Origin of the sequence: Methylobacterium sp. UNCCL125, assembly GCF_900116795.1 — a bacterium.
In the GTDB taxonomy this organism is placed as follows: Bacteria; Pseudomonadota; Alphaproteobacteria; order Rhizobiales; family Beijerinckiaceae; genus Methylobacterium; species Methylobacterium fujisawaense.
In genome coordinates this window covers 26,033-45,215 of record NZ_FPBW01000003.1, presented here as the reverse complement: position 1 = coordinate 45,215, position 19,183 = coordinate 26,033, and the positions used below count along the sequence as shown (strand labels likewise).

At 67.7% G+C, this 19,183-nt stretch carries 35 protein-coding genes, 1 tRNA gene and 1 pseudogene; 14 read left to right on the top strand and 23 right to left on the bottom strand.

Going from position 1 to position 19,183, the window contains the following annotated elements; translation table 11 throughout:
• Positions 1–44: 44 nt before the first annotated feature.
• The 4 genes from BM396_RS02090 to BM396_RS02075 all read right to left on the bottom strand — a co-directional run bounded on the left by BM396_RS02090 (position 45) and on the right by BM396_RS02075 (position 2,668).
• A complete protein-coding gene (locus tag BM396_RS02090; protein WP_043383628.1) occupies positions 45–788 on the bottom strand; it encodes an NADPH-dependent F420 reductase in 744 nt (247 codons plus the stop codon).
• The gene (locus BM396_RS02085) at positions 778–1,683 is read right to left on the bottom strand and encodes an aldo/keto reductase (protein ID WP_043383626.1); all 906 of its coding nucleotides are present in this window, start codon (positions 1,681–1,683) and stop codon (positions 778–780) included. The genes BM396_RS02090 and BM396_RS02085 overlap by 11 nt, the downstream gene beginning before the upstream one ends.
• Positions 1,684–1,799: 116 nt before the next feature.
• Positions 1,800–2,138: a hypothetical protein gene (locus BM396_RS02080; RefSeq protein ID WP_043348958.1), complete on the bottom strand. Its 339-nt coding sequence runs from the start codon at positions 2,136–2,138 to the stop codon at positions 1,800–1,802.
• A 74-nt stretch (positions 2,139–2,212) separates the two neighbouring features.
• On the bottom strand, positions 2,213–2,668 hold the full coding sequence (locus tag BM396_RS02075; RefSeq protein WP_043383623.1) for a CHRD domain-containing protein: 456 nt from the start codon (positions 2,666–2,668) through the stop codon (positions 2,213–2,215).
• Between the two features lie 259 nt (positions 2,669–2,927).
• On the opposite strand from BM396_RS02075, the gene BM396_RS02070 reads away from it, so the two are divergent.
• Positions 2,928–3,004: transfer RNA gene (locus tag BM396_RS02070), tRNA-Met, on the top strand.
• On the opposite strand, the gene BM396_RS02065 is transcribed toward BM396_RS02070, so the two are convergent.
• From BM396_RS02065 to BM396_RS02040, 6 genes are all read right to left on the bottom strand, one after another.
• Positions 2,983–4,137, bottom strand: a complete 1,155-nt coding sequence (locus tag BM396_RS02065) for a tyrosine-type recombinase/integrase (RefSeq protein ID WP_199807248.1) — start codon at positions 4,135–4,137, stop codon at positions 2,983–2,985. The genes BM396_RS02070 and BM396_RS02065 overlap by 22 nt on opposite strands.
• Positions 4,134–4,301 (bottom strand): hypothetical protein, encoded by a 168-nt coding sequence (locus BM396_RS33195; protein WP_244538790.1) that lies wholly within the window; start codon positions 4,299–4,301, stop codon positions 4,134–4,136. The genes BM396_RS02065 and BM396_RS33195 overlap by 4 nt, the downstream gene beginning before the upstream one ends.
• Positions 4,302–4,395: 94 nt before the next feature.
• A complete protein-coding gene (locus tag BM396_RS02055) occupies positions 4,396–4,878 on the bottom strand; it encodes a hypothetical protein (protein ID WP_043383617.1) in 483 nt (160 codons plus the stop codon).
• 184 nt (positions 4,879–5,062) lie between these two features.
• Positions 5,063–5,416: a hypothetical protein gene (locus BM396_RS02050; RefSeq protein WP_043383615.1), complete on the bottom strand. Its 354-nt coding sequence runs from the start codon at positions 5,414–5,416 to the stop codon at positions 5,063–5,065.
• Positions 5,413–5,766 carry a hypothetical protein gene (locus BM396_RS02045; RefSeq protein ID WP_043383612.1) on the bottom strand — a complete coding sequence of 118 codons (354 nt, stop codon included), beginning with the start codon at positions 5,764–5,766 and terminating at the stop codon, positions 5,413–5,415. The genes BM396_RS02050 and BM396_RS02045 overlap by 4 nt, the downstream gene beginning before the upstream one ends.
• Positions 5,763–6,167 carry an ASCH domain-containing protein gene (locus BM396_RS02040; protein WP_043383610.1) on the bottom strand — a complete coding sequence of 135 codons (405 nt, stop codon included), beginning with the start codon at positions 6,165–6,167 and terminating at the stop codon, positions 5,763–5,765. Before BM396_RS02040 ends, BM396_RS02045 begins: the two co-directional genes overlap by 4 nt.
• A gap of 137 nt (positions 6,168–6,304) precedes the next feature.
• Between BM396_RS02040 and BM396_RS32060 the strand changes: the two genes are divergently transcribed.
• Both BM396_RS32060 and BM396_RS32055 read left to right on the top strand, forming a co-directional pair.
• Positions 6,305–6,763: a hypothetical protein gene (locus BM396_RS32060; RefSeq protein ID WP_139239444.1), complete on the top strand. Its 459-nt coding sequence runs from the start codon at positions 6,305–6,307 to the stop codon at positions 6,761–6,763.
• Positions 6,764–6,877: 114 nt separating this feature from the next.
• A complete protein-coding gene (locus BM396_RS32055) occupies positions 6,878–7,687 on the top strand; it encodes a hypothetical protein (RefSeq protein WP_139239443.1) in 810 nt (269 codons plus the stop codon).
• 40 nt (positions 7,688–7,727) lie between these two features.
• On the opposite strand, the gene BM396_RS02030 is transcribed toward BM396_RS32055, so the two are convergent.
• Together BM396_RS02030 and BM396_RS02025 are read right to left on the bottom strand one after the other, a co-directional pair.
• On the bottom strand, positions 7,728–8,537 hold the full coding sequence (locus tag BM396_RS02030) for an adenine nucleotide alpha hydrolase family protein (protein WP_043383605.1): 810 nt from the start codon (positions 8,535–8,537) through the stop codon (positions 7,728–7,730).
• A complete protein-coding gene (locus BM396_RS02025) occupies positions 8,530–8,796 on the bottom strand; it encodes a hypothetical protein (protein WP_043383602.1) in 267 nt (88 codons plus the stop codon). Before BM396_RS02025 ends, BM396_RS02030 begins: the two co-directional genes overlap by 8 nt.
• A 101-nt stretch (positions 8,797–8,897) precedes the next feature.
• Between BM396_RS02025 and BM396_RS02020 the strand changes: the two genes are divergently transcribed.
• Positions 8,898–9,164 (top strand): hypothetical protein, encoded by a 267-nt coding sequence (locus tag BM396_RS02020; protein WP_043383600.1) that lies wholly within the window; start codon positions 8,898–8,900, stop codon positions 9,162–9,164.
• Positions 9,165–9,394: 230 nt separating this feature from the next.
• On the opposite strand, the gene BM396_RS32585 is transcribed toward BM396_RS02020, so the two are convergent.
• The 11 genes from BM396_RS32585 to BM396_RS01970 all read right to left on the bottom strand — a co-directional run bounded on the left by BM396_RS32585 (position 9,395) and on the right by BM396_RS01970 (position 13,894).
• The gene (locus BM396_RS32585; RefSeq protein WP_158713287.1) at positions 9,395–9,541 is read right to left on the bottom strand and encodes a hypothetical protein; all 147 of its coding nucleotides are present in this window, start codon (positions 9,539–9,541) and stop codon (positions 9,395–9,397) included.
• On the bottom strand, positions 9,541–10,221 hold the full coding sequence (locus BM396_RS02015) for a hypothetical protein (protein ID WP_043383598.1): 681 nt from the start codon (positions 10,219–10,221) through the stop codon (positions 9,541–9,543). The genes BM396_RS32585 and BM396_RS02015 overlap by 1 nt, the downstream gene beginning before the upstream one ends.
• Positions 10,221–10,940, bottom strand: a complete 720-nt coding sequence (locus BM396_RS02010) for a YqaJ viral recombinase family protein (protein WP_043383596.1) — start codon at positions 10,938–10,940, stop codon at positions 10,221–10,223. The genes BM396_RS02015 and BM396_RS02010 overlap by 1 nt, the downstream gene beginning before the upstream one ends.
• A 2-nt stretch (positions 10,941–10,942) precedes the next feature.
• Entirely contained in the window at positions 10,943–11,242 is a 300-nt protein-coding gene (locus tag BM396_RS02005) for a hypothetical protein (protein ID WP_043383593.1), read from the bottom strand.
• Positions 11,239–11,484 (bottom strand): hypothetical protein, encoded by a 246-nt coding sequence (locus BM396_RS02000; protein WP_043383591.1) that lies wholly within the window; start codon positions 11,482–11,484, stop codon positions 11,239–11,241. The genes BM396_RS02005 and BM396_RS02000 overlap by 4 nt, the downstream gene beginning before the upstream one ends.
• Positions 11,481–11,897, bottom strand: a complete 417-nt coding sequence (locus tag BM396_RS01995; RefSeq protein ID WP_043383588.1) for a hypothetical protein — start codon at positions 11,895–11,897, stop codon at positions 11,481–11,483. Before BM396_RS01995 ends, BM396_RS02000 begins: the two co-directional genes overlap by 4 nt.
• Positions 11,894–12,157: a hypothetical protein gene (locus tag BM396_RS01990; protein ID WP_043383585.1), complete on the bottom strand. Its 264-nt coding sequence runs from the start codon at positions 12,155–12,157 to the stop codon at positions 11,894–11,896. The genes BM396_RS01995 and BM396_RS01990 overlap by 4 nt, the downstream gene beginning before the upstream one ends.
• Entirely contained in the window at positions 12,154–12,372 is a 219-nt protein-coding gene (locus tag BM396_RS01985) for a hypothetical protein (protein ID WP_043383583.1), read from the bottom strand. The genes BM396_RS01990 and BM396_RS01985 overlap by 4 nt, the downstream gene beginning before the upstream one ends.
• A gap of 2 nt (positions 12,373–12,374) precedes the next feature.
• The gene (locus tag BM396_RS01980) at positions 12,375–12,614 is read right to left on the bottom strand and encodes a helix-turn-helix domain-containing protein (RefSeq protein WP_043383741.1); all 240 of its coding nucleotides are present in this window, start codon (positions 12,612–12,614) and stop codon (positions 12,375–12,377) included.
• On the bottom strand, positions 12,614–12,763 hold the full coding sequence (locus BM396_RS32580) for a hypothetical protein (RefSeq protein WP_158713286.1): 150 nt from the start codon (positions 12,761–12,763) through the stop codon (positions 12,614–12,616). Before BM396_RS32580 ends, BM396_RS01980 begins: the two co-directional genes overlap by 1 nt.
• A gap of 450 nt (positions 12,764–13,213) precedes the next feature.
• Positions 13,214–13,894 carry a helix-turn-helix domain-containing protein gene (locus tag BM396_RS01970; RefSeq protein WP_043383577.1) on the bottom strand — a complete coding sequence of 227 codons (681 nt, stop codon included), beginning with the start codon at positions 13,892–13,894 and terminating at the stop codon, positions 13,214–13,216.
• 330 nt (positions 13,895–14,224) lie between these two features.
• Here BM396_RS01970 and BM396_RS01960 point away from each other — a divergent pair, with 330 nt between their 5' ends.
• The 10 genes and pseudogenes from BM396_RS01960 to BM396_RS01920 all read left to right on the top strand — a co-directional run bounded on the left by BM396_RS01960 (position 14,225) and on the right by BM396_RS01920 (position 19,180).
• Complete coding sequence (locus BM396_RS01960) at positions 14,225–14,500, top strand: hypothetical protein (RefSeq protein WP_043383571.1); 276 nt, start codon at positions 14,225–14,227, stop codon at positions 14,498–14,500.
• Complete coding sequence (locus tag BM396_RS32575) at positions 14,500–14,664, top strand: hypothetical protein (protein ID WP_158713285.1); 165 nt, start codon at positions 14,500–14,502, stop codon at positions 14,662–14,664. Before BM396_RS01960 ends, BM396_RS32575 begins: the two co-directional genes overlap by 1 nt.
• Before the next feature lie 89 nt (positions 14,665–14,753).
• On the top strand, positions 14,754–15,128 hold the full coding sequence (locus tag BM396_RS01955) for a hypothetical protein (RefSeq protein ID WP_139239442.1): 375 nt from the start codon (positions 14,754–14,756) through the stop codon (positions 15,126–15,128).
• Positions 15,129–15,490: 362 nt separating this feature from the next.
• On the top strand, positions 15,491–15,931 hold the full coding sequence (locus BM396_RS01950) for a hypothetical protein (RefSeq protein ID WP_051976100.1): 441 nt from the start codon (positions 15,491–15,493) through the stop codon (positions 15,929–15,931).
• Positions 15,932–15,934: 3 nt separating this feature from the next.
• The gene (locus BM396_RS01945) at positions 15,935–16,594 is read left to right on the top strand and encodes a Gp49 family protein (RefSeq protein WP_081948683.1); all 660 of its coding nucleotides are present in this window, start codon (positions 15,935–15,937) and stop codon (positions 16,592–16,594) included.
• Between the two features lie 251 nt (positions 16,595–16,845).
• Positions 16,846–17,145 (top strand): hypothetical protein, encoded by a 300-nt coding sequence (locus tag BM396_RS01940; protein WP_139239441.1) that lies wholly within the window; start codon positions 16,846–16,848, stop codon positions 17,143–17,145.
• 2 nt (positions 17,146–17,147) lie between these two features.
• Entirely contained in the window at positions 17,148–17,441 is a 294-nt protein-coding gene (locus BM396_RS01935) for a hypothetical protein (protein ID WP_043383566.1), read from the top strand.
• A 68-nt stretch (positions 17,442–17,509) separates the two neighbouring features.
• Positions 17,510–17,779: pseudogene (locus tag BM396_RS01930) on the top strand (DUF2312 domain-containing protein); the annotation flags it as partial.
• A 227-nt stretch (positions 17,780–18,006) separates the two neighbouring features.
• Positions 18,007–18,465 (top strand): RusA family crossover junction endodeoxyribonuclease, encoded by a 459-nt coding sequence (locus tag BM396_RS01925; RefSeq protein ID WP_244538789.1) that lies wholly within the window; start codon positions 18,007–18,009, stop codon positions 18,463–18,465.
• 100 nt (positions 18,466–18,565) lie between these two features.
• A complete protein-coding gene (locus BM396_RS01920) occupies positions 18,566–19,180 on the top strand; it encodes a TRM11 family methyltransferase (RefSeq protein ID WP_091994663.1) in 615 nt (204 codons plus the stop codon).
• Positions 19,181–19,183: the final 3 nt, after the last annotated feature.

Sequence of the window (19,183 nt, the reverse complement as noted above, 5' to 3'; positions counted from 1 at the left end):
ACCCGTCGCCTCCGCACGGCGTGGCGACGGATCGGATGACGCCCCTACTGCGCCAGTCCGAGTTTCTGGCGCATCTCCGACGCGGTCACGTCGTGACCGAAGCCCTGGGAGCCCATGGCGAACTTGTCGGCCTCCTTGAGCGGACCGACCACCACCGGATCGAAGCCGGCGTCGCGGACGAGGCCCTCGGCGACCTTCAGAGCCTCCGGGTCATCCCCGGCGATCGGGATCGCCATCCGTCCGCCCGCGCGACCCTTGCCGCCATCGGCGCCTTCCTTGGCGAAGACCTTGTAGTTGGCCGCATTGAAGGCGCGCACGAGTTTGGCGCCGGGAAAGTACTTGGCCGAGGTGGCGCCGATCCCGCTGGCCTGGACCTCGTCGTAGAGCGCGCCGTCGCGCTTCTGCGTGGCGTTGCCGGCATCGAGGACGACCTTGCCGTTGAGAGCCGGGCCGATCTCCTTCGCGAGCTCCGGATAGGCCTTGTAGGGGACGGCGATGAACACGGCATCGCCGAACTTGATCGCCTCCTCGGGCGTGCCGGCCTTGGCCTTCGGTCCCAGCTCCGAGACCATCGCCGCCAACTGCTCCGGGTGGCGGGAGGCGAACATCACCTCGTGGCCGTCCTTGACCCAGAGCGTCCCGATCGTACCGCCGATATTTCCGGCCCCGATGACGCCGATCCGGATCTTTTTCGGGCCGTCCTGGGCCAGCGCGGGCATGGCCGCGGCGACGGCGAGTCCGGCCGCGAGGGCGAGCGCCGCGCGGCGCGAGGTGAGATCAGACCGCATCGATGAACATCTCCATCTGCTTGCGCTGTGCCGCATCCGGGAGCTTGCCCCGCGCGGCGCCGAGGTTGTCCTCGACATAGGCGGCCTTCGCCATGCCGGGGATCGGGCAGGTCACGGCCGGATTGCCGAGCACGTATTTCAGGAAGACCTGCGGCCAGCTCGCGCAGCCGAGGTCCCTGGCGAAAGCCGGCAGTTCCTTGCCCTGGACCGCCTTGAACAGGCGGTCGCGGCCGAACGGCACGTTGGTCATCACCGCCACACCGCGGTCCGCGGCGAGCGGAATCACACGCTCGGCGGCGGCACGGTTGTCAATGGCGTAGTTCACCTGGATGAAGTCGAGCGTCTCGCGCTTCATGACGGCTTCGAGCGCGTCGAGCTGGTTGTCGCGCCAGACCGTGACGCCGACATAGCGGATGCGTTTGCGATCCTTCAGATCCCGCAGAATCGCCAGATTCTCGGTCACGTCGATCAGATTGTGGACCGCCACGAGATCGAGTGTATCGACCTTCATCCGCTTGAGCGACCGCTCGAACTCCGCCAGCGTCGCATCGCGGCCGGTCGTGTCGACCTTGCTGGCGAGGAAGATTTTCTGGCGCAGGCCGGGCTCCGCCAGGATCAATCCGAGGACGTCCTCGGCGGTCCCGTAGCTCGGGGCCGTGTCGATCACCGAGCCGCCGAGGGCGACGAAGGTCTTCACCGCCTCCTTCAGCGGCGCCACCGCGTCGGGCGTCGGCTCGACCTCGTAGCGTCGGGACGTGCCGATCCCGATGGCCGGAAGCATCTCGCCGGTGGAGGGGATCGGGCGGCGGATCAGCGGCTCCGCCGCGGTGGCGAATCGCCCTGCGAGCGGGGCGAGGGCCGCTGCGGCGATGACGGCGCGACGGGATACGGGCATGGCCGGCCTCGGACGAAATCACGACCCATCGGAAGATAGGGCGGCTTCGGCCTGTGTGCATTCATAATTCTCACGCTTGCGTGAGCACGACGCAACGGCCGGCCGCGGGCAGAAGGCTAATCCTCCTCGGGCGGATCCTCGAATTCCGCACCCTCGGTGTCGGGGGCTATGCGGAACCGATATTCGTCGATCGTCAGAAACGCCCGGTGGGCCGCCTGCGGGTCGATCCCGTCGCGGACCACGAGGGTCTGGAAGTCGATGAAGAGGCGGGCGATGCGCGCCTCTTCCGACAGGGCGGCCAGGGCGGACGAGCTGGCGCCGGCGCGCATCATGTAGCGCTTCGCCTCGCCCGCCGTGTCGGGTGCGGGCAGGACGACGACCTGCCCGGCGGTTTCCGGCTTCAGCTCTGCCCAACGCAGGGGCGTCCAGGCGATGATGGCGTCGATCTGCTTCATCGAAAGCTCCGGCAGGAGGATGGGATCCGCCTACCGGGCGCAATCGGGAACGTCGAGGCTCTCGCCGTTCCGGATCAGGGCGCGCGCTCCAGCTGGCCGCGGATCTCACCCTTCGGGTTCGCGGCGGTGTGGAGGTTGAAGTAGATGCGGCCCGCAGCGAGATCGGCGGCCTTCGCGTCGTCGAGGATCGCCTCGCCGGAGAAGGGACTGCTCGCCGCCGTCACCGGAACCAGCACGCCGGCATTCTCACCGGCCTTGGCCGGACCATGGAAATGGGCGGCCGTGACCGGGCCGGTGAGACCGCTGTATCGTCCCGACCAGCTGAGGCGCTTGGCGGCAGGATCGAAGGTCGCGGTGATCTCGCCCGTGCCGGCACCTGTGGTCGCCGGGACCTCGCTGCTGCCGGTGAGGGCCGCGCGATAGGTGGCGTCGTTGCCCGCCGCGATGGCCGGGCCGGCGAGGAGCGGCACGCCCAGCACGAGAAGGGCGGCGAGGCTGGTGTTCCAACGATGGTTCGTGCGCGCTGTCATCGAACGCTCCGCGATGTGACGGGCCTTCAGGCGGCCCGTGTGTCAACCTAGCGGGCTTCGACGGACCGCACATGGCCGCCGCATCGGCGACGGTCGACTTCCGGTGACAGCCGGGCTGTCCCGTCCGCGATCGGCGGGACATGGATCGAGCCCGATCCGGACGCGCGCTTTGCGCACCCAAAACCGTTGACAGCGAGCGTCCGCTCTTCCTATACCGCGGCCACTGCACGCATCGTCCTCGCGGACGGTCGTGCCGCGTGGCGGGGTAGCTCAGCTGGTTAGAGCAGAGGAATCATAATCCTTGTGTCGGGGGTTCAAATCCCTCCCTCGCTACCACCTAACTTCTTGATTTTGCTCGTTTGACCCAAACCGCCTTCCGGCGGGTTTGACGTTTCTGGCCTCTGGGTTTGACGGCCGCCCGCGCTTCGGCGCGCAAACTCGGCGTCCAGCGAAGCCACCAGCGCTCGCATCTTCGGTGCCAAATCCGCACCCTTCGCATAGTGCCGGGCCATCTCGATCGTGCGCTGTCCGAGCGCGTCGGCGATGGCTCTCTCGTCGTGCCCGATCTCGCGTAGCACGACGGCCAGGGTGTGCCGCAGCCCATAGAGCGTGAGGCCTGGCTGCACCCTCCCCGCCTTCTCCAGCTTCAATCGAATCGGCCGCCACGACGCGCGGAATCCGCTGAGCGTCCAGGGTTTGCCCTCGGAGTTCGCGCACAGGGTCGGCGCCGTGTGCTCCGGCGCGGCGGCCAGGATCATCGTGAGCGGTAGCGGCGCGGGCCAGAACACTGGCTCGCCTGTCTTGGCGCGACTCGTCGACAGCTCACCATCGCGAAAGGCCTCCCGCGGTAGGCCGAGCGCCTCCTTCGGTCCGAGGCCGGTGAACATCATCAAGGCGACCGGAGTGAGGATGTGCGGCGGCGCGGCGGCCAGCACAGCTTCGCGCTCGGCGTCCGACCAAGGGCGGTTGGCGTCGGGCTCACCCTTCTTCTTGCGCAGATCCTTGATGCCGGTGGCCGTGTTCGCCGGCAGGTGGCCGCGCTCCGACCCCCAGGCGAACATCAGCGACAGCACCGCCTTCACGTAGTTGCCGAATCGACGCCCCTTCCGCTCGGCCGCGCGGTCCCTGACCTTCACCACGAAAGGGCGCGTGAACCGCTCAAGGTCTGTGCCGTCGATGTCCTTCAGATAGTCGAGGACCTTCTGGTAGTCGGCGCGCGTCTGCGGGGCCAAGTCGGTGAAGGCCGCGTGCGCGCGGTAGGCGACGATCAGGCTGCCGAGCGTGCCGGCCTTGGGCGCAGCGGCGGTCTCGGCGCTCTTCCCGATCCGCGCCACCTCCGAGAAGAACGCAGCGGATCCAAGCGGCGCCTTCTTCAGGTCGATCTTCTCGCCGGTCGTCCGGTGGTAGCACCGCATCGCGCCGTGCCGGTCCGCGAAGATCTTGAACCCCTTCACTCGGATGCGCGTCACCCGAGCCTCGCCAGGATATCCTCGTCGCTCTCCTGGTTCGCCTCGCGTTCCGGCAGCGCCTCGAAGAATAGATCGACTTGTGCGCGATCCCAAAGCACGCGCGAGCCAACCTGCTTCGGCCGAGGCATCAGCCTCTCTCGTACCATCTCGTCGAAGGTGGTCACGGAGACGCCGACGTAGCGGGCGGCCTCCAACCGCGAGATGCCCTTGGGTGCGAACGGAAGTGCGGGGCGCTCCGGCCGTTCGGATGTGCGAACGCTACGCGGCACTGCTCCCTCCCAGGTACGGCAACAGCGGTGTCAGCTCGCGCTTCTCGTGTGCGAGCCGCATGTCCTCGCGGACGGCCTCGCCGAAGGTGACGCTGGCGCCTGGCGGCACCGTGTTGGCGAGGAACTCGTCCTCGAACACCACGATGCCGACCTCGACTGCCTCCAGCTTCGCCTTGATGACCAAGGCGAGCGCCCGCCAGCGCGACCGGCAGGCCTGCTCCCATGCGGTCTCGGCCGCCGAGGCGGATCGATCGCGGCCGGTTTCGGTTTTCGTGAAATCGGCGTCTTTCGGATCTGGCATCGCGCGCCGGAACAGGATCCGCCGGCCGCGCATGGTGAAGTGGATCGCGGCCTGCGTGTCGCTCTCCATGTGGGCGAACTCGCTGGCGCCGTGGCGCCGAACGGTGGTCCGGACCTCGGAGATGCTGCGGTCCATCGGGACCGACGTGTCGGCGGCGTAGCGGCGGCTCATCAGAAAATGCCCTCCTGACGCGTCGCCCCGCATTTTGGGCAGCGATAGCGTTGCTCCGCGGTTTCCAAACGTCTGCCGGGCCGCACGATCAGATTGCCTTCGGGGCGCCAGTCGTGTCGGCACCCGTTCTGACGGAAGGCGCGGGCGGCTCCGGCAATCGTCTCGATCAGCTTCGATAGCGGTCTCACGCGGCCCTCCCGCTCGTCGCCTCGGTCGGCCGCTCGCCGCGCTCGGCCAGCGCCTCGAGGTCCGGGATCATCTCGGCCCGGATCTCGCGCCGCTCGTAGCTCCAGCCAGGCAGCAGCTCGTGGATGTAGCGTCCGGCCCTGCCGTTGATCCGGTGGAAACCGGGCAGGTTCGCCCAGCTCTCCCACCATTCGCCGCGGCGGGGGCGCGCGAGGTCGACATGCGCCACAGTCTTCGCGCCCATGGTCGATGGGTCGGCAATCGCGTCGCGCAGGGCTCGGGCGGCTTCACCCGCGCGGCGGCGCTCGTCGTCGATTGGCGGCGGGAGGGGCTTCGGGGCGCGCTTCGTCATGCTGCGCCTCCGTTGTCTTCGCCGCTGATGGGCAGCGCTCGAATGTCCTCGGCGATGCGGCGTGCGGCGGTTTCGCCGTCCGTCGGCGGGTTGCCCTCCATTGCATCCGCGTGACCGTGAGCGACGTCCTGCGCTGCCTGTCTCATCGCTGCGGCGGCGCATTGGATCTCTAACGCCGTGCCGCCAGCCAGCACGGCCTCGATCACCGCGAGGTGACGCCTCATCTCGGGCCCACGAAGGGAAACGGGGCCGTTCGTGCCAGGATGGGGCCGGAAGTACTCTAGCGCCTTCGCGAGGTCCCCGTGGCCTAGAGCGGCCGCATGGGCGAGAAGCTTGGGATCCGTACTCATTCCGCGGCCTCGGCGATCGGCGCGAGCGGCTGCCACCGGATCAGCACGCCCTCGAACACCTCGACGCCGGGATGCTCGGCCGCCCAGAAAGCGACCATGGCGGACCAGTCGCGGAAACCGTCCTGTCGGGCGAAGGCGTCGAGGTCCTCCTGGGTCCGGATCCAGCCGCCGTTGGCGAACACGATGCTGTCGCGCAGGTGCAGCTCGATCGGCCAGACGGCGATGCAGGGCGACTCTCCGAGCTTCGTGCACTGGCGGGTTCGCATACCGCTGTAGAGCTGGACCTGCTCGCCTGGGCGGGCGTGCCGCGATCGGCCGAGGCGCTCGGCCCGGATGGTCTGGGTCTTCGTGTTCGCCAAGATCGGCGGACCGAATTGCTTCTTGAAGCTGTAGGCGACCATTAGGAGCGCACCTCCGGCATGCCATCGTGCCTCACGCCGTCGAGGAGGCGGCCGGCAGGCAGGCACTCAGACCGAGAGTGCAACCTTAGAGTAACGACCTGCTGCGCATCCTCCAGCGTACTTTGGAGAAGCAGCAAATGGCTTGGCCCGTCGATCCTCAAAACCTCGACGATCTGAACAAGGTGCGGGCGTTGATGGCCAGCGCTGAGCGCCTGAAGGTTCAGGATCTGGTCACGGCCTGCATCCGTCGGATCTCCGAGCTCGAAGGACGACAATTTGCCGATCCGATCGAAAGACGCTTTTGGGAGATCATCTCCGTTTTTGAGGAACTGTTGACAAAAGAGAATGGGCGTACGTCGCGTGCATCCCGCACTCGAGAGAAAGTGAAACGAGTAGGTGTCGTGCAGACGCTCAATGATCTCGCTGCATCTAGCCAACCTTCTGGAGGCTTCCATAGACTCGTTGACGCCGGCCTGTCGGACTATTTGTTCGAGTACCTTATTCTCGAAAACCCCGAGCGCTTTACCCCGCAAGCAGTCGGCAAAGCCAGCAAACGCCTGACGGCGCATAAATTGCCTCTCAGGCGAGCGGCCTAACTGATGCCTTGTCGGGCTCTCACTCGACAACAACGGTGTATCCTGAAGCAAAAATTTAGATCCCGATCGAAACATATTCAGTCTGAAAAAATGCAGGCCCGTGGGAGAGCTTGGGTGAGATCGATCGTTGATTATTTGAAGAAAAATCCGCCAATACTCATATTTATTATCGGAGTTGCAATAGCTGCAATTACGGCGACCGGCGCCTCCATGGCTGAGATATGTAGAGAAACAGGTTTCGATAATAAGGCCGGCTCTGTTCAGCTGGGATGTCTCGATTTTTGGCTCAACCGCTATCAAACAATGCTGGCCGTGGTAGCGGCAGTCGTCACTGCCATTATCTACGGCCTCCAGCTCAGAAGCATGAATGAAAGCCGCATGGAGATGGAAAAAGCACGATCTGTGCAAGTCTACGACTTGATCGTGAGGAGATCTCAGGAAATTGTTTCGTTCGATCCCGTGCACACTCGCCTTGCTGATACTAATAGGGTCGCGCTGGAGATTGAATGGAAACTTGCCGCCTATCGCGGCGGGGATCGTAATATTTTTTCGGAGGTCCACAACCAAATAAGGGATCAGATAGGTGCGCTTGGCGAGATTATTGGAGAAATCTCCGATTTTGAGGGGAAATATTTCGGGGGGCCCGAACTGGTCGGCTATGTCAGTCCCGTTGTTGCTTCGCTCAGGGACATGAATCTTCTTGCTGTCAGTTTTATTAGAGATAGTAGCAGGGCTGCAAGCCCTGGATATCCATATATCGCCAATGCTAAGCAGAGTGAGATTGTTGGGCTTCTCGGTGACCAATGGGCGGAGCGCAGAAATGAATTCAGTCGGCACGTAGTTGCACTTGGCAAAGCACTTCTTGAGGCTAGAAGGGCCAATCATCAGCTTGCAATCAAGCTCAATGGGGCGCTCATTTCCTGAATATTCACGATATGGAAACAGGGCCCGTGGTCTTTCGGTTCTAGACACCGCACATCCCCTCGCACTCGTGCGCGAACTCGCCGCCGAACAGCGGCAGGGCCGGCTCGGACCGGTCAGCGATCTCCAGCTGCCGCTTGCTCTTGTGCAGGAACAGCTCACCATGGAAGCGGGCGACTTGGGCAGGCTCGCGCAGCCACCTGTCGAGGTCCACGACGAACGACCACTCCGCCGGAACGGCCTGGATGCCGCGCCAGCCCGCATTGCTCTGGAAGGGGCAGTAGATGCAGCGGGACTGCGGCGGCAGCGGATAACCGTGCGTGGCGAGCCAGCGCTTGCAGTCCTCGCGCGAGATGAAGCGCTCGATCAGCGGGTGCCGGTTCGTCAGGAATGCGGCGCCGGACGGCTTCATCCGTATCGCCTCGTCGGTCGAAATGCCGACCCGCATCTCTACCGCGCCGGGCGCGATGTAGCCGCGCGGACCGACATCCAGCAGACGCCGCACCTCGCGCCGGATCGGGCGAAGCTTGTAGTTCCGGGTGCACTGGCGACCCGACATGCCGCCTGCACCGACGTGGCACGGGATCCGGGCGAGGTCTTCGCCGGCCTGGAGGCGCTCGCTGAGCTTGTCAGCGGAGACGATGTGCACCGGGAAGGGCAGCACGTTGCCCGATGCGAGCCAGTGCAGGTGCTCGTAGACGGCGGCCGGCTCATCGCCCGTGTCGGCGAAGATGGCGCAGTCCGGCATCGGGCCGATCTCGCCATGCGCTGCCATGAGCGCGAGCGTCGTCGACTGGACGCCGGCGCCGAGCGAGAGGACGCGCAAGACCGGCGCGTTCAGGCCCTCAGACATCGAACATCTCCGCAATGTCGCGATCGACAGGCAGGCCCATGGCTCGGTTGAGCGTGGCCTCAATCACGAGGTCGGCCATGCTGGGCTCGGGGTCGCGGCCTTGGCGCCGCGCGCGGCGCTCAGCCTCGCGGACGAAGACCGGGTGATCCGACACGCAGAAGCGGGCGGCCTCGAGCCCGTGCTTCGCCTTCAGGTGCGAGAACAGCAACCCAGTGCTGGCGAGCGTGCGGGGGCAGCGGGGGCAGCGGAGCGCGGTCATGATCTCGCCACCGCAACCGCTTCGGTCGTTGCTGCGCTGCAACAGACAGGTAACCAAGCGGTCCCTACCCTGGGCGCTTCCACCTGGAGGACACGCTCAGCATGGCCAACAAGCACTTCACTCACGCGTCCACGCACCCGACGGCCACGATCCGCCTCGGCAGCTTCGACGTGCCGTGCACGATGCTGTCGTCCAGCGAAGCGACCGCCCACGTGCGCGTGGTCACCGCCGGCGGCATCCCAGAGCACCTGACCTTCATGCGTGATGGCGAGGTCTGGCGCGCCCGTGTCGCTCTGCGCAAGCAGGGCCCGCTTGGCTTGGACCTTTGGCTCGATCTCCAGGTGGCGCAGGACGCTCGCGCGGCCTGAGATAGGCTCACCCACCGCCTCGCACATGAATCGTGCCACCGCCGCGCAACCGCACGCGGCCAGCGGCATCAGCACGCCACCGTCGTCCGGATCGGGGCCGCCCATGTCGTCGCCGAAGTCGATGTCGTCGGCCTCGTCACTCCAGCAGTCCGGCTCGCGGCAGCCGTCGCAGCCGCACCGGTCGAACACGTCGCTGCCGCAGCAGTAGTTCCCGCACGCGTTGCACATGGTCAGATGTCCCTCTCGGGCTGATCGGCGGGCGCAGCGCGCGCGGCGTCTTCGGCCTTGAGGGCGCGGTGCGAGGACACGAGCGCCCAGACGGCGCCGGCCAGGGCGAGGCTGATGACGATCCCGATGAAGAGGCTGGGCCAGGACATCAGGCGGCCTCCTCGGCCGGCGGCGCGAAGCCGGGGAAGCCATCGTCGTCGGCGACGTCCGCGCCGGCTGCGATCCGCTCCAGCTCGGCGCCGATCTCGTCGAGGACGCGATCAGCCCGCTCGGGAAGCCCGTCGCGGAACGCCCGCAGCGCATCGCTACCCTTGGCGGCCTCGACCCTGGCCGCGGCGAACATACGCTCGCGCGGGCCCGGCTGGCGCGTGGCCCCCTGCTCCTCGCCAGCAGGCGCAACTTCGCCTTTCAGCTTCTCCGGCGCCGGCCTGCGCTCCTCGGCCAGCGGCTTCACCGTGAAGGGCTTGCGGCTGCCCTTCTTGTCCGTGAGCGCCATCGTGACGACGCCGTCGATGTCGGACATGTGGCTGATGCGGATGCCGCCGACGTCCACACCGCCAAACCGGACCTTGTCGTCCCGGTAGAGCGTCATCCGTCGTCCGACGTAGCGGGTGGTGTCGTTGCCCCACACTTTCACGAGCACGCGCCGCATGGAGAGGCCTGGCTTGTACGGCTTGCCGTCGTCGCCCTCGAAGAAGATGGACGCGGGCTGATCCGCCCCCTTGGAGATGGAGACCTGCCGAACCTTGATGGTGCGCGGGCCTCCGATCAGGTCGTCGGCGTTGAGCTGGTCGCTGCGCGGCGCGATGGTCTGCGAGAGATCGTTCATCAGATCATCTCCCTGTCGACACGCTGGGTCGGGATGCCGCCGGCCCACGAGACGGCGTCGCGGTAGCGGCTCATCGCGTCGCGGAGCCGCTGTTCGAAGTCGCCGGCGGCGTCGACGATCGCCTGCTGGATCTTCTCGTCCGGGTAGGCGCGGATCACCGCGAGCGGCAGGCCGCCGGAGTACGAGACGAGGTCACACCAGAGCCGCTCGGAGACGAGGAGACCGGTCTGGATCTGGAGGGCGTATTCGGCCGGGATCGTGCCCTCGGGCACGTGCACCAGCCACGTCTCGATCTGGTACTTCTGCCGACGCGACTTGCACTCCACGAGGCCGTCGCTGCCGACCAGCGCGTCGGGCGAGTAGCCGAGTGTGAAGCCCCACCGGTTGTTGGTGATTAAGCCGACGGTCTCGGTCTCGGCGTAGTGCTTCGCGTAGAGGGTGAGCGCCTCGACCTCGTCGTCCCGGCCGCGCAGCATGTCGTCGCTGACGTACCGGGGCTCGACGAACTTCGTGATGCGCTGGGCGAGCAGCTCGTACAGGTGCGAGCGCTCCTTCTCGTTCCGCGCCACCTTGAGGGTCGGCGTGAGGATCAGCGACATCTCGCTGGCGGTGAGCATCCCGCAGCGGGCCGCAGCCCATTCCTCGGTGCCCTGATAGAGGCCGGCGTGGATGCGCACCGTGGACGGGCGCGCGGGTGCGTCGGGGGCGAGCAGCGCCATCGTCACGCCTCTGCGGTGATGGGCAGGCCGGCGACGCCGAGCCCAGCGTTGATGGCGGCGGCGAGCATCTCGGCCCGCTCGCGGTCCATGCCCGGCGAGCCGGTCGACAGGATCAGCGCGAACACCGTCCCGTCGGCGTCGGCGAGGCCGCGCAGGGTGCTCTCGCAGACACGGACCGGCGCCCGGATGCCGAGGAAGGTCGCGCGCTGGGCGGGCGTGACGGCGCGTGGCTCGGGCATCTCGAAGGGGAGCACGGAGCGGGTCATCACGGCCTCGGTTTGGGTGAAGGGCGGGAGGGTCATTGCGCCCTCCCCTGATCGGGGCGGCGGAACACGGCGGCGCGCTTCGCAACCATCTCCGGGAGCTCCTCGGCGATGACGCTTGCGAGCAGCGTCGAGGCGGTGGGATCGCCCTGGGTCGTGGCGGCGATCGTCGCGGCGAGCGCCGACGCGACGATGTGCGTGAGGTCGGCGCAGGCCTCGAACCCGCGCGTCTGCCGGATCTCTTCGAGGCAGAGGTCGAGGAGCCGCTTCTCGAAGCTCATCCGCGCCTCCCGGCGGCTCGGAGCCGCGTGCGGGCGTCGGCGAGCACGGTGACGTCGTCGCGCCCGTCGAGGTCGACGCGGGTCTCGGCGGTGAAGAGCGCGATGCCGGCGGCCATGCTGGCGGCCGTGGCCTTCTCCAGCGCCTCCTCCAGGATGAGCTCGACGACGGCGCGCGGCTGGTCGAGGCCGGTCCGGGCGAGGAGGACCTGCAACTCGCCGACCTGGCCCTCGAGGGTGCGCAGGATCGCGTAGAGGTCGGCGCTGTTGCGCTCGGCCATCCCGTGGGCCGCAACGTGCCGCGGGAGCGCGTGGGCGATCTCGCTGTAGGTCGGCAGGCCGAGCAGCGCGGCCCGCTCGTCCACCGCCGCGATGAAGACCTCCTGGTTGAAGGTCAGAGGCTGGGTCGCGCTCACCGGACGCCTCCATCCTGCAGGTTGCTGACGAGGGCGCGGTCCGCACGGAAGGCGGCGAGCTGCTCGCGCATGTCGGCGATCCAGGCGCTGTCCTCGCCCCCGCAGCGCCCGAACGAGCCGAGGTGGCCGTGGTCGAAGGCGCGGAGGAAGCTGGCGACAGCGTCGGCCAGGGCGACGCCGCTCGGGAAGGCGACGGGCTCCAGCGCGTCGAGGCTCTCGGCCGGCAGGGCGTGCCGGTGCGCTTCACGGAAGGCGTTCATGCTGCCTCGCGGAGTTGATCGGCCTCGAAGTCCGCGATGGCGGCCATCTCGTCGGCGGCTTCCAGCGCGAGGGAATCGGCGTGGTCCTGGGCGGCGAAACAGGCCTCGGCCCAGCAGTCGAAGTCGTCGCCGAGGGGCCCGTAGGGGCCGCGCAGGGCGTAGCCGGCGGAGGAGCCGGTGATCCGGTAGCCGGCGGGGAGGTCGAGACGCGCCATGGTCAGGCCGCCTCAGACGCGTCGTCGAAGAAGCCGGCGACCGGCACGCCGATCCGAAGCGCGGCGCCCTGGAGCATGCCGCCCGACCAGCGGTTCGCGCCGGCCTCGTACTTCTGGATCTGCTGGAAGCTGATCCCGAGAGCGGTCGCGAGCTGGGTCTGGCTGACGCCGGCCGAGAGGCGAGCGGCTTTCACGCGCTCGGCGATGCGACGGTCGGCGTCGCTGACGATGCGGCCGCCCATCAGCGGGCGCCCCGGACAGCGGCCACGTGCTGGGCGATGAACGCCGGCGCGAACGGGCCGAGGCCGACCGTCAGAATGCCGAGGCCGACGTAGGTCAGCACCTCGGGGAGCGGCGCGGTCGAGAGGTAGATTTCGAGGGCGGTGAGCATCTGCGGCTCCATCGGCTCGTAGGGAGGCGATGGAGGGACGGTATAACCGTGGTTGTTGGTTGTCAACTACCGAATTACCGCAGCCGGTGTTCGGTGGTTGTCCACAGGTCGCACTCTACAACCGCAGTTGACTTACGGTAGAACGAACGAGGAACATCTGGACCGGGCGTTACGTCCCGGGAGCACCTGATGAAGTCGCAAAGTAGCGTCGAGAGAACGTTTTACGTGGTGCAGAGCTTCACTCGGGACCAACAGGGCGTCCGGATGGATCCTCCTCAGGAGGCGAGGACCGAGGCCGCGGCGGTTCGAATGGCTGAGCGCATCGCGCCGCGGAAAGCTTCCGTGATGGTCTTCGCTCGGACAGGCAATCCCGAGACAGGCGAGTTCGACGAGCCGCGTGTCGTCCGGAGCCTCGGCGAGGCGAACGAGGAGGACCTGCCGTTCTGAGGGCTACCGGAAGTTCTTCGATACGATCCGGTGGCGGGTCGACCATTCCTCGCGGTCGAGACCGAAATCTTTCGACGGTGAGTACTGCCGTACGTGCCACTCGCTATCAGAGGCGCCGAGATAGCGCTTTACCATAGCGCGAGGCTCATCGGCTTTCGAGCTGTAGAAAACGCAAGACGTGTTCGCCAGAACTGGCAGCCGTGGATTGACGAAAAGCGTATCGCCCGGCTCGAATTCCGGCACCATGGACTCACCAACTAGATAGATGGCGTAGCCGTCTTTCACGCCTTGCAAGATCGGCGGCCGCTTGGCGCTACCGATCGGCTCGCGCTCGATGATGAGCGCGCCGGCTCCGCCTTCCGCCGCCGCGTAGAGCGGCACGTCGCCGACAAGGCCGGCAGCCGCCGCCCAGTAGGCCGGATCACGCGCATATTCAGGGACAGGCGCGGCGCTCGCCGGCGCTGGGCGCTGCGGCGGCCGCGACCGGCCGAACGCCTCCTCCGGCATCGTGGACGGGTCGATGTCCAGCGCCTCGCAGAGCTTCGCTAGGTGCTCGGTGCTGCGGACCTGGCCGACCTCGATCTTCGCGATGGTGGCCTGAGACACGTCGATGAGCTTGGCCAAGGCCTTCTGGCCCAAGCCCTTTCGGATGCGCGCCTCGCGGATCTCTTCGTGCCAGCTCATCGTGTGGAATCCTACAACCTCGGTTGTGGAACTGCTCGGGAATTCTGGTTGTTGACAACCAACAACCGAACCGATCATATTCTCGGCCATGACGGACGTTCGCCCTCTCATCGAAGCCGCGATCCGCGACCGTGGATCGGAAGCCAGGCTGGCCAAGGCCTGCGGGGTCTCTCAGGCGGCCATCAACAAGGCAAAGCAGGTTGGGCGGTGCTCGCCGAACCTCGCCGTGCGGATCGAGAAGGCATGCGGCATCAGCCGGCGCCTTCTCTGCCCCGAGTTCTTCCGGATCCCCGGTGAGAACGGCGCGCCTATTGAGGGGGCGGCGGCGTAATGCGCCGCGCCTTCCTCCTCGCCGCGACGCTCGTCCTGGCCGGCTGCGAGGCTGACCCGATCGCCGCCCGGGCGACCCTGACCGAACTCGGCTTTCACGGGATCGCGCTCTCGCGGGCGCCGCTGACCGGTCGGCCCTGCGCGTGGGGCGAGCCCTTCGCCGTGCGGTACCGGGCCGTGACCGAGGACGGCCGCATCGTGAACGGCACCCTCTGCTCGGCTGATGAGGCGACCGAGGACGCGCGTCTGCTCCCCGATGCGGAGGGCCGGCGCTGATGGGGCTCGCATCTCTCCTCCTCGGCTCGTGGTGCGTCCTGAGCTGCACCGCTGGGCGCGCCCTGATCTCGGGTGGTCCGTCTGACGCGCTGGTTCGCCGCGCGAGCCACGTCGGCCTCGTTGTCGGCGCCGGGCTGATCGTCTGCGGCGGAGCGCTCCAGTGAGCGCCGCCCCTCGCCTTTCGCCGCGTGCCCCTGCCGTCGCCAGCGTCGAGGCCGCGGCCTCGGTGGCGGTCTCCCTCCGGACGACTGCCATGCCGCAAGCCCTCACCGCCGCCGATCGCCTGATGCAACTCGCGCGGATCCTCCGCTTCGGCGCCTCGGGGCTATTCCTTGAGGTGGAGCAGATCCAGCGCCGCCGTCCCGAGGAAGCGGCGACGGGCCGGAGCGCGGACATCGCGCTGCTGGCGCTCGGGATGCACGAAGCGGCGCAGGAGCTGGATCGCCAAGCGGCGGATGCGGACCTGCAGGCCTACCTTGCGCACCGCGCCGCCGGCGGCGACGTGCTGCTGCTCCCCCTTGCGGTTGTCATTCGCGAGCCGGAGCAGCCTCGGCCCGCGACGAACGATGCCGGCACACTGAAGTGCGTCGTTCGCGCGGTTGGCCGCTTCTTCCGGAAGGCGGCCTGAAATGTCGCTGCCCGTGCACATCGCCGGTTCTGCCGTTCTCGTCCGCGAGAACTGTAACGCACGGGCCATGACATCGTCTTTACTGGCTGTCGCACGGCTGTGCACAGCTTCCTCCCATCGCAGCGGTCGCAGGTTCACGCCTCCCGCCAGCGAGCGACCCGGCCGAGACCATCGCAAACTCGGACCCTCGGCCGGGTCGTCCCTTCTCCTGCGCGCCCGTCCCTGCCGCCAAGCCAGCGGTCGCGCTGTGTGTCGTGCGTACCCTCAAGAACTCCCTCTGCATGTCGGCCCTCTCCATCCGTGGTCACAAGTAACCACGGACGGATTTGCTGATGTGCAAAAGGTTTTTGCGGAAAGCTCAAATGCCAGACGCTGACGTGATCCGGGCGCGTAGCGCCTTCGACGAGCTGTTGCGCCTCGAGATCCGCGGACCAGGCGACACGGCCAACGCCATGCGCCGGATCGCGACGCGCGCCGCCATCCCCTTCGGGAAGCTGTGGGCGCTCCGGTACCGGCCGCCCAAGGAAATCGCCTCGCACATCCTGGCGCGGATCGAGGCCGCCCACGCCGCCGAATGCGAGCGGCAACTCAGGAGGCTCGCCCATGACGTCCAGGTCACCGCCGCCATCGCTGGCCCTGCGCACCCTGCTGTGCGCGCGGGTGAAGCTCTTCTTCGTGCGGCAGACCGCCCGGCTGAAGGCGCAGCTGCGCGCGTGGCGCGTCCGCTTCGCCAGCCGGTTCAAGCGCTTCCGGTGGAACTGAACGACCTGCCGCTGTGGCGGGCCGCGAACGAGGAGGAGTGAACGATGGAGTGCGGATCGAAGGATTCCGGCAGCGACGTGGTGCCGTCGGATCAGGGCGTTATCGTCGGCAGCTCCCTGCCGCCGTTCGCGCCCACGCACGTCTCGCACAAGCAGGTCGAGGCCTATCCGATCGCCGCGGCCGAGTTCCGGTCGGATGGTTCCGGGCGCATCGCGCTGAAGGGCGGTGCTGTTGTCGATGTGCCGGCCGGCTTCGCCTCACGTGGGGCACCGCAAGAGGGCGATTACCTCGTCCGGTACGCCCCGGTCCCCGGGCAGAGCGATGGCTACCTCTCGCACTCGCCGCGCAGCGTGTTCGAGGCGGGCTATGCGCCGGTCTCGCAGCAAGCCGACGCCCGCGGTGAGCCGGCGCTGTCGCTCGGCGAGACGCAGGCGATCGTCGAGACGAAGACGGCGCCTCGCGTCACCGAAGCGTCGATCAAGGCCAAGATCGCCGATGTCGAGTACTTCCGCGTCCGGCACCTGACGATCTGCATCATCACGCTGCGGAACGGCTTCTTCGTCGAGGGCCACAGCGCGCCAGCCGCCCCGGAGAACTACGACCAGCAGGTCGGCGAGCGCTACGCCTACGACAATGCCTTCCGGCAGCTCTGGCCGCTCGAAGGGTACCTACTTCGGCAGTCCCTGGCGGATGCCGGTCGATGAAGGCCCGTCGCGACTTCCGACAGATGGCCGGTCTGCGCTTCGGCGGCCTCGTGGCAATCGAGGCGGTCCGCACCTCCCGCGGAACCGCCGCTTGGCGGTGTCGCTGCGACTGCGGCGCCGAGTGCGCGAGGCGCGGCGGCAATCTCCGGAGGACACCGGCGCCGGTCGGATGTGATGCGTGTGCTGCCGCGTCCCGGATTACCGCTCGCCGTACGCACGGGGCGGTCGGCACGCCCGAGTATGGGATTTTCATGACAATGAAGGCCCGTTGCACGAACAAGGCGGCGAAGAAGTACGCCAATTATGGCGGTGCTGGCATCCGGTGCCTGTTCACGAGCTTCGAGCAGTTCTTGGCCGAGATCGGTCCTCGTCCGACGCCGAAGCACACTGTGGATCGTAGGGACACGTTCGGAGACTATGCGCCGGGCAATGTCCGCTGGGCCACTCAGGCCGAGCAGCAGAAGAACAAGCGGCCGCGCCGCCGTGTGTTCGGCCTGACCCGCGAGAACTTCCTGGGCTTGGCCCGCGCGCCCCTGTCGTTCGGAGCCTGACCATGTCCGACGGCGCCTTCGTCACCACCCTGCCGACGCACTTCGCGACCCTGCGCGAGGGCGTCGAGAAGCACGTGCCCTCGACCGCCGCGAACGTGCTGGTGCGGAACGGGCTGCTCACGCTCCTCGTCTGGGCTGAGCGGATGGCGGAGATGCTGGCCGAGAAGACGCCGGCGCCCGCGCAGCAGCAGCTCCACCCGCCGCTCAACAACTGGTCTCAGCCGGTCGAGGAGCCGTGTGTGCCGCGCCGCCACGGCCACGACCCGCGCCTGCCAGGCAACCGCCCACACCCCTGAAACGAGAACCGCCCGGCCTGCGCGAACAGACCGGGCGGACGATGAAATCCCCTGCGACGGGTTGAGCTATGAAGGCCACAAGATCTTCCCCCGATCAAGTCTCGGCCGCCGATGGCGTCGCCGCGGATGAACTTCGACAGTTCATCGAGCGGATCGAACGGCTTGAGGAGGAGAAGGCCGGCATCCTCGGCGACATCAAAGAGGTGTTCGCCGAAGCCAAGGGCCGCGGCTTCGACACGAAAGCGATGCGGACCATCCTCCGCATCCGCAAGCAGGATCACTCCGAGCGCCAGGAGCAGGAGGCAATCCTCGAGCTCTACATGCAGGCCCTGGGCATGCTGGCCGACACGCCGCTCGGCCGCGCCGCGGTGAGCCGCGAGTTCGCGGAGGCCCGCATCACAATCTCCGGGCCGGGCATCGAGCCGGTCGAGACTACCGGCGCTGGCCTCGCCCGCGCATCGGCCTCGCTCGGCGTCGAGGCGCACGCGCAGCGCAACCGCCGCGGCGGCTCTGCCGCTCGCCAGATCGACCTCGAAGACGCCATCGCGTCGAGCCGATGATCGCCATGCGCCGCCCCATCGCCTCCCATGGCCCCGTGTTCGCGCCACCCGGCCGCCGCGTGGTCGATTCCGTGACCGTGCTCCTGCCGGTCCCGCCCTCGGTGAACGTCCTCTATCGGCACGGCAGGGGCAAGGGGCCGCATCGCTCCGACGTCTATCGGGCGTGGATCGACGGCGCCGGCTGGCGCCTCCAGGCGCAGCGGCCGGGCCGGGTGCCGGGCGCGTACGTCCTGCTCCTGGCCGTGCCGCGCTCGTCCCGCATGGACCTCGACAACTCGGTGAAGGCGATCTCCGACCTGCTCCAGCGGCACGGCGTCGTCGACAACGACCGGAACGCGGTGCGGGCGCTCCTGGAGTGGCACGCCGAGCACGATGAGGTCGCCGCCACGGTGCGCGGCCTCTCGGATGGCGCCGCTCTTGAGCCGATCGCCCCTGTGCGCCCTCCGCTGGAGGCGGTGGCATGACATGGCACCGCCCCATCCTCGCGGGCCGCGCGCTCTCCGGCAGCATCTCCCTCGTCGTGCGCGCCAGCGCCGAATCCTCGCGCCTGCGGAGGTCCGCACTGTGACCCATCGCGAGAACAAGGCGCACGCGCACGCGGAGCGGGGGAACGACCTCTACGAGACGCCGGCCGTCGCCGTGCGGGCTCTGATCGGGACCGAATGGCTGCCACAACGGATCTGGGAGCCAGCCTGCGGGCCCGGCGCCATCGTGCGCGAGCTGTACGCGGCCGGGCACGACGTGCTGGCCACCGACCTCGTTGACTATGGCTGGAAGGGGCAGGTCTCGGACGTCGACTTCCTGAAGGTCGACGCGGCCCCTGACGGCATCGACTGCATCGTCACGAACCCGCCCTACAAGGACGCTCGCGCCTTCGTGGAGCAGGCAGTGCGGCTCTGCCCGCGCGTGATGATGCTGCTGCGGTTCTCGTTCTACGAGAGCATCTCACGCGGCTCCATCCTCGACACCGGCACGCTGGCCCGGGTGCATTGCTTCCGCAAGCGCCTGCCGATGATGCACCGCGACGGCTGGGTTGGCCCGAAGGCCTCCTCGAACATGGCCTTCGCGTGGTTCGTCTGGGACCTCTCCCATCGCGGCCCGACGCAGCTCAGCCGCATGTCCTGGGAGGACTTCACCGACGAAGCCGGCGCCGATCCCCTCCTCATGGCCGCGGAGTAGGCG